The organism is Lysinibacillus sp. NPDC056185 (assembly GCF_047737915.1).
Taxonomy (GTDB): Bacteria; Bacillota; Bacilli; order Bacillales_A; family Planococcaceae; genus Lysinibacillus.
On sequence record NZ_JBLLLQ010000008.1, the window covers coordinates 184,507 to 190,658 of the forward strand.

The following is a 6,152-nucleotide window of genomic DNA, read 5'->3' on the forward strand; positions in this document are numbered from 1 at the left end:
AAGAAGGAGACACATATGCAAGCAGAAGGAGTTTTACAGCATTTTTATGAAACGGAAGTAGAGAAAAGACGGTTGACCCATCTCTTGGCATTAGAGGATTTTTTCCAAGCCTCAAAGGATGAGCTTGCTGAGGAGTTCAGAAAAGCCTTTCAAACGATTTGTCGTCAGCTACAGCAGCAACAATCCCTTCAACAGAAAGGACCAATTGGACATATCACGTTTTCCATGCTGCGCACAGAGTTACTGGAGGGACGTCATCACTATCTAGTAGAGGGGACAGATGAGGACTGGTTCTTTGACCTTCGACCTATTTTAACTACCTATGATGCAAGCTGGGCTCTAAACTTTTTAGAGCAATTCGTAGAAGAATTATATTTATACAGCAAAACATTCATGGGAGCCATTACCCAAGCGGATATTGAGCACATCAAGCTAAAGGAAGCAACTCATTTTCATCAATATGTTATTAGCCTCGCTAGATATGCATTGCCAGACATTATTAGATGTCCAGAATATTTAGCACTTGCTCGAGAGGCTGCTGTAGAAATTCGTATAGGTGAATTTATGGATGTCAATGAAGTTGTCTATAGTGAGGACTTCTCCTCGAAGGATATCGAAGAAATCAAAGCCTGGCTGGATCAAAAATTAGAGGATGAATATCCCTATGAAGTATTTAGCAAATTAAATCTAGCTGGTGGCAACTATGAGGACTTAGATATTCGATATGCCTTTTTCCAGAAAACGAATTTAGCACAGAGCCGAATGCGTAATTGCTTACTCATTGGCGCCAATCTTAGGAATAGTAAGCTAATGGACGCTGATTTAAGCTTCAGTACGATTCATGAGGCAAATTTTAGCAATAGTCAATTGCAAGGTGCTAACTTCCAACAAGCTCAGGGAGCAAGCGGACTAACTGATCGACAGAAGTGGGAAATGCCAGGCTATCTCCCAGTGAACTTTACTGGTGCTAATTTAGAGGGTACTGATTTTGAGCTAGCTAATTTACGAGGTGCTTGCTTTATCGGGGCTAACGTCAAGAATGCTCATTTTGAAGGAGCTAATTTAGAAAAAGCTGTGTTCTCGAAGGAAGCACGGGATCATCTGAAACTAGATCCATTCCAAACAGCGAGTGTCATTTGGAAATAGATGTCGTGAAAAAGGAGACTCAAAGATGAACTATTTTATTTTATCTCAGGATGAGCGTATCCCGAATGCTGTAGAACCAGTTGGACTATCAAAAATTATTAAAAAAGAACTATTAACAGTGGAAAAAATGGAGGAGCTAGAGGAGCTAGATCGTCAATTTCCTGTATTAGATAAAAGTGAAAATGACTATATCGATTTTATCGAAAAGCCAATTGCTCTTTTAGCTGATCCAGTAAAGCAGCTAGTAGAAAAATATGAGCCGCGCCTACCGTTTAAACCGGTTGTTCTCGTGGATATGCCAAAATTAAAACAGTCGTTATATTGGCTCTCCATTCCACCAAAAGTGGCCTGTCTCTCAGCACAAACCGAGTTCCATCTAGATGGAACGTTAAAAAAGCTCGTTATTGACGAGGTTTTAGCTGCACCTTATACCTTCTTTAAAATTGAGGGCATTAAAGAGGATTATATCATTGTCAATATTGAGCTAGCAGAAAGTATATTGCGCCGAGCATTTCGAGGTATTCGATTACGCAAAGTGCAAACGGAAGGCAAATGGAACGAGATCCATCATTTTTCGAGTGTGCGAAGTGAACTGACGTGAATGGACTTTTTTTATAGAAAGGGTGGTTTTCGATGGCAGATGAAATGCAGACAAAAGGTGATGAGCAGCGCAGTTATGTAGTTGCTGGTGCCAAATTATCGTGCTCACAGGGCGATCAAACAAGCATTTTAAAAATGCCTGTAAGCCATGGCGTTTATACAAAAAACAAGGCACAGATGAACACGATGGATTATAAACCCAATGTCAACATTCAGCCCTTCGGTTTATGTAAAACATTATCTAATCCTACAGTGGCAGCAGCAACAGCGGCTAATAATGGTGTCTTGAAACCGATGCCGTGTACACCAGTGGTCACGATGCCATGGATTAACGGAAAATCGGATCAGTTGATTGAGAATTTTCCCGCGCTTATCAATCAATCTACTAATATGTGCATATATTGCGGGACGATAAAGGTAGAAGATGATGGTCAAGAATAAGCCATCATCCCCTGAAGAAAGAAGGGAATTCATGTGAACACGTATGAGGAAGTGATTGGATACGGAGAGCTTGAGCTCGTATCCCCCTATGAAGTTCAGACGTTGCATGATCTCAGCTTGACCCAAACGGTGAATGACCATGCAAGGTTATTAATTACGGGATTCATCCCAGAAGAGAAGAAAGATCGCTGTATGCAACTTGCCAGCAGTTCAAATCTGATAGAGCTCTATGAAAAGCGCAATGGACAGCGTGTGCGACCGCTTTTTAAAGGGCAAGTATCGGAAGTGGCAGTTCGTATGGTGAGAGGCGTATACCAAATTGAGTTAGAGGCAGTGTCATCTACATTTACCTTGGATTGTAAACGCAGAGCTCGCTCCTTCCAGCATGACAAGATGACGTATAATGCCATGCTCAAGCGAGTACTTGCTAATTATCCAGGCGCAGATGTTATTGACACTGCATCGAAGTCTACTCCTCTAAAGCAATTTATATTACAATATAGGGAGACAGACTGGCAATTTCTAAAGCGCATGGCCTCGCATTTTCGAACAGTGCTCGTACCAGCAGTAGATGCCGATAAGCCCAAGCTATGGTTTGGTCTACCAGAAGGTCGATTAGAAAAACTGTCAGCTATTAGCTATACAATCACCAAGGATCGCTCCAAGTATTTACATACGCTTCACAATGACATTGAGCGACCATTGGAGGAGCGGGATACAGTATCCTATGTAATCGAGTCTAAAAAAACATTGACACTCGGTGACCGTGTTCTACTCCAAAACAAGAGGCTAATTGTGGCCAAATCCATAGCACGCATGCAACAAGGTGTCCTTACATATGAATATCATTTACTGTCCGAGGCAGGCATTCGCCAAGAAAGACTAAACATTCCTTCACTGTCAGGCACAGCAATTGAGGGTAAGGTATTAGAGGTCAAAAAGGATCAAGTACGCCTGCACCTATCCATTGATGAGGCGCAAAAAAAGGAAGAAGCCACATGGTTTTCACTTGCTAGTCCTTATACAGCAGAGGGACATAGCGGCTTTTACAGCCCACCAGAGAAAGGTGATAGCGTTCATCTTGCCTTCCCGACACACCGGGAGGAAGCAGCCGTTGTCCGCCATAGTGTACGAAAGGGAGGCGACTCCAATCCAAAAACAGCCGATCCCAAAACGTCCTACTGGGGCACACCAAAAGGCAAGGACATCAAGCTAGACCCGCAATCGGTGACGCTTACCGCAAAGGAAGGCGCTGTTTTCCTAAAGCTAAATCAGGGAAGCGGAGTGGAGGTGCACAGTAAGCATCCGCTTACACTAAAAGCCAATGATATTACCTTTGCAGGTAAAAGCATTTCGATGAGTGCAACAGAATCTATGCAAATAACCTGTGGTACTAGTAGTCTTGTCTTGGATGGCAACACCGATATGCAAGGACAGGTCGTGAAAATGGAAGGTTCCATCAAAGCGCCTGTGTCTAATAAATCGAAAGACGGAGCTGAGCTTGGCTCTGCATTAGACGTCATGGGTATGATCCCTGTTGGTGGGGGTGGTGCTTAATGGCGAAGAAGGGCAAGGGGAAAGGTGGTAAAGGCAAGAGTAAAGGTATATTAGGAGCAATCAGCAATTTCCTTGGAAGTATCCCTGTTGTTAAGAAAGTTGTAAAAGTAAGTAAAAAATTGTGGAAGGGAATCAAGAAATTAGGGGGAAAACTAGGGAAATTTATAAAAAAGTTTAGGAAAAAATTGGGTAAGCTTTATACAAAGGCACGAAAAAAAGTAAGAAAGCTCAAAAAGTGGGCTATCCGATTGGGGAAACGTACTTGGAAGACGGGAGTACTTTGGTTAAAAAACACTGTTCAGAAGGGAACACGGTGGGTAAATCAGAAGTCAAAACAAGTGTACCAGAAGGCAAAACAAGTTTATGACAAAGGTGTAAATGTAGTAAAAACCGCAGCAAAAGAAGCCGTCAAAGCCTATAAGTCGATAGACACAATGGAACGTCTAAAAATTACTGAAGATATGTCTGCTAAGGAAAAATTGTTACGAGGGGTATTTAATACAGCCTTAATAAATACTCAAATAAAAAAAGGACAGTTTGATGCAACAGTAGATGTAGCGAAAGATTTATACGGTGAAGCAAAAAAAATTGCGGCCAACCCAATTGGATATCTAGATGATTCATTAGCTGCGACATTGGAAGGTGCATTTAATCTAGCTCTTCACCCAGTTCAGACAACTACTGGGATATTAGATTCAGTAGTACCCTCTTTTGAAAAAGATGTCATCAACGGGAATGCATATTCACGATCATACTGGATAACTAAGACGAGACTAAATATCGCCAAGGAACTTATTGGTAGAAAAGGTACTGGTTTTTTGAAAGGTATTCCTATGCCTAACCCTATTCCTATGCGAATGCCTATGCCTAATTATAATGGTATATTACCGGATTCAAAACAACCTAATCCAAGTAAAGATCCTAAGAAGCCTGAAGAGACTAAGGGTACGGGTGAAGCTCTTTTATCTTCTAACGGGAGATTTATAGATTCAAATTTAGAGTCTAATTATGCAAATTATCTTGCGAGAAAAGCAAAAGAAGGAAAAACTCCGAGGGATAGGTTAGAATGGAAAGAGGAAAGAGATTACTGGCTAAATGATTCTCCTATGGCAAGGGGGAATAAGTTTAATAAAACTGTAAGAAATCGGGATATATATGACTATCATGAAATACATTTGGAAAATGGTAAAAGATTAGACTCTTATGATCCTTTTTCAAAAGAAATAATCTCAAGGAAAGCCACAGATTTAGATATGATTGATGAAAAAACTTATAGAGAATATTTAAAAGAAATGAATTCGAAATATTCTGCAGGTACAAAAATACGTTCAAATGCTTACCCTGAATTAGATGGTAAACCATTGGAAGGAAAGCAAATATTAGAAATTCCAGCTACAAATAAAAACATTTCTAATATTGAAAAATACAAAGAAATAGCAAAAGAATATGGAATAGAATTAAGATTTACGGAGGAATAGAAAATGAGTTTTGAGATAAAACCCGAAATCAAAGCAGCATTGGAAAAAATTAGATTTGTAGATAGGTATAAAAAATTATCTGAACGTTTTAGCGGTAATCCTAATGATTTAAATGATAGATTAGATGAATATGATATAGAAAAGGTAAATGAAATATTTAAAGGATTAGGACATGTTGCAACTTTTGATAAGAAGGAGAAATTTTTCAAAGTAGGGGTTATAGATAATTCTCCAAATTATATGATATGGTTTAATGTAATTTTAGAATATGGAATGACAGAGTTTATTTGGGTCGTATATCATAATGATGAGGTTAGACTAGGAAGTCCTTGGAGTGTTTACTCAAGGTTATTAATTGATCCAAGAGAAAGGATAAAAAAGCCAGTCTATCGAGGCTATGAAGAATTAGAAGAAATATTAGAAGAAGCATTTTTAATGTATGATGATTTTAAAAGTGAGTTAATTAATGTATATAATGAACAATAATAGAACGTATAATTGGATAGGATAAATCTATACCTAATAACAGATGAACTTAAAGCACTTGATTGTCAACTAAAGGCAACAGGTGCTTTTTGTTTTTTGTGAGAAATTTATGCTTTGGACGACATTTAAAAATGCTAATGAAAATCAATAGCTTATGATGGTTGTACCATCAAGGCATTATGTTTTAATTCTTACTATATTATATCTTTTACCAAAAAGTTTGGTTATTTTTTCGATAAAAAAGAAATCTCAAATATTATTTATTTACATGATGAAGATGATAATGAGAGATTAGACCATGTCCTTTTCTTCGAGAAAGATAATGGTGATGTTATAGGCTTGTATATACGAGGTATGAATCCGTTAATCTCAGTGAATAGAGTCTACGATTTAGATGACTTTAATTTATTTTCTAGTTATGAAGGATTAATTGCATGCAAGGAA

The 6,152-nt window shown here is 38.7% G+C and carries 6 protein-coding genes and 1 pseudogene; all 7 read left to right on the forward strand.

Annotation, left to right across the window (positions count from 1 at the left end; translation table 11 throughout):
- Positions 1-15: 15 nt before the first annotated feature.
- The gene (locus tag ACMZ42_RS10985) at positions 16-1,146 is read left to right on the forward strand and encodes a pentapeptide repeat-containing protein (protein WP_370080669.1); all 1,131 of its coding nucleotides are present in this window, start codon (positions 16-18) and stop codon (positions 1,144-1,146) included.
- A 25-nt stretch (positions 1,147-1,171) separates the two neighbouring features.
- Positions 1,172-1,747, forward strand: coding sequence for a serine protease (locus ACMZ42_RS10990; RefSeq protein ID WP_370080671.1), 576 nt, complete (start codon positions 1,172-1,174; stop codon positions 1,745-1,747).
- A gap of 32 nt (positions 1,748-1,779) precedes the next feature.
- Positions 1,780-2,187, forward strand: a complete 408-nt coding sequence (locus ACMZ42_RS10995) for a DUF4280 domain-containing protein (protein WP_370080673.1) — start codon at positions 1,780-1,782, stop codon at positions 2,185-2,187.
- A gap of 117 nt (positions 2,188-2,304) precedes the next feature.
- Positions 2,305-3,744 (forward strand): contractile injection system protein, VgrG/Pvc8 family, encoded by a 1,440-nt coding sequence (locus ACMZ42_RS11000; RefSeq protein WP_415731470.1) that lies wholly within the window; start codon positions 2,305-2,307, stop codon positions 3,742-3,744.
- Positions 3,744-5,222: a hypothetical protein gene (locus tag ACMZ42_RS11005; protein ID WP_415731471.1), complete on the forward strand. Its 1,479-nt coding sequence runs from the start codon at positions 3,744-3,746 to the stop codon at positions 5,220-5,222. Before ACMZ42_RS11000 ends, ACMZ42_RS11005 begins: the two co-directional genes overlap by 1 nt.
- A gap of 3 nt (positions 5,223-5,225) precedes the next feature.
- Positions 5,226-5,708, forward strand: coding sequence for a hypothetical protein (locus ACMZ42_RS11010; protein WP_415731472.1), 483 nt, complete (start codon positions 5,226-5,228; stop codon positions 5,706-5,708).
- Positions 5,709-5,876: 168 nt separating this feature from the next.
- Positions 5,877-6,152 (forward strand): annotated as a pseudogene (locus ACMZ42_RS11015) (hypothetical protein); the annotation flags it as partial.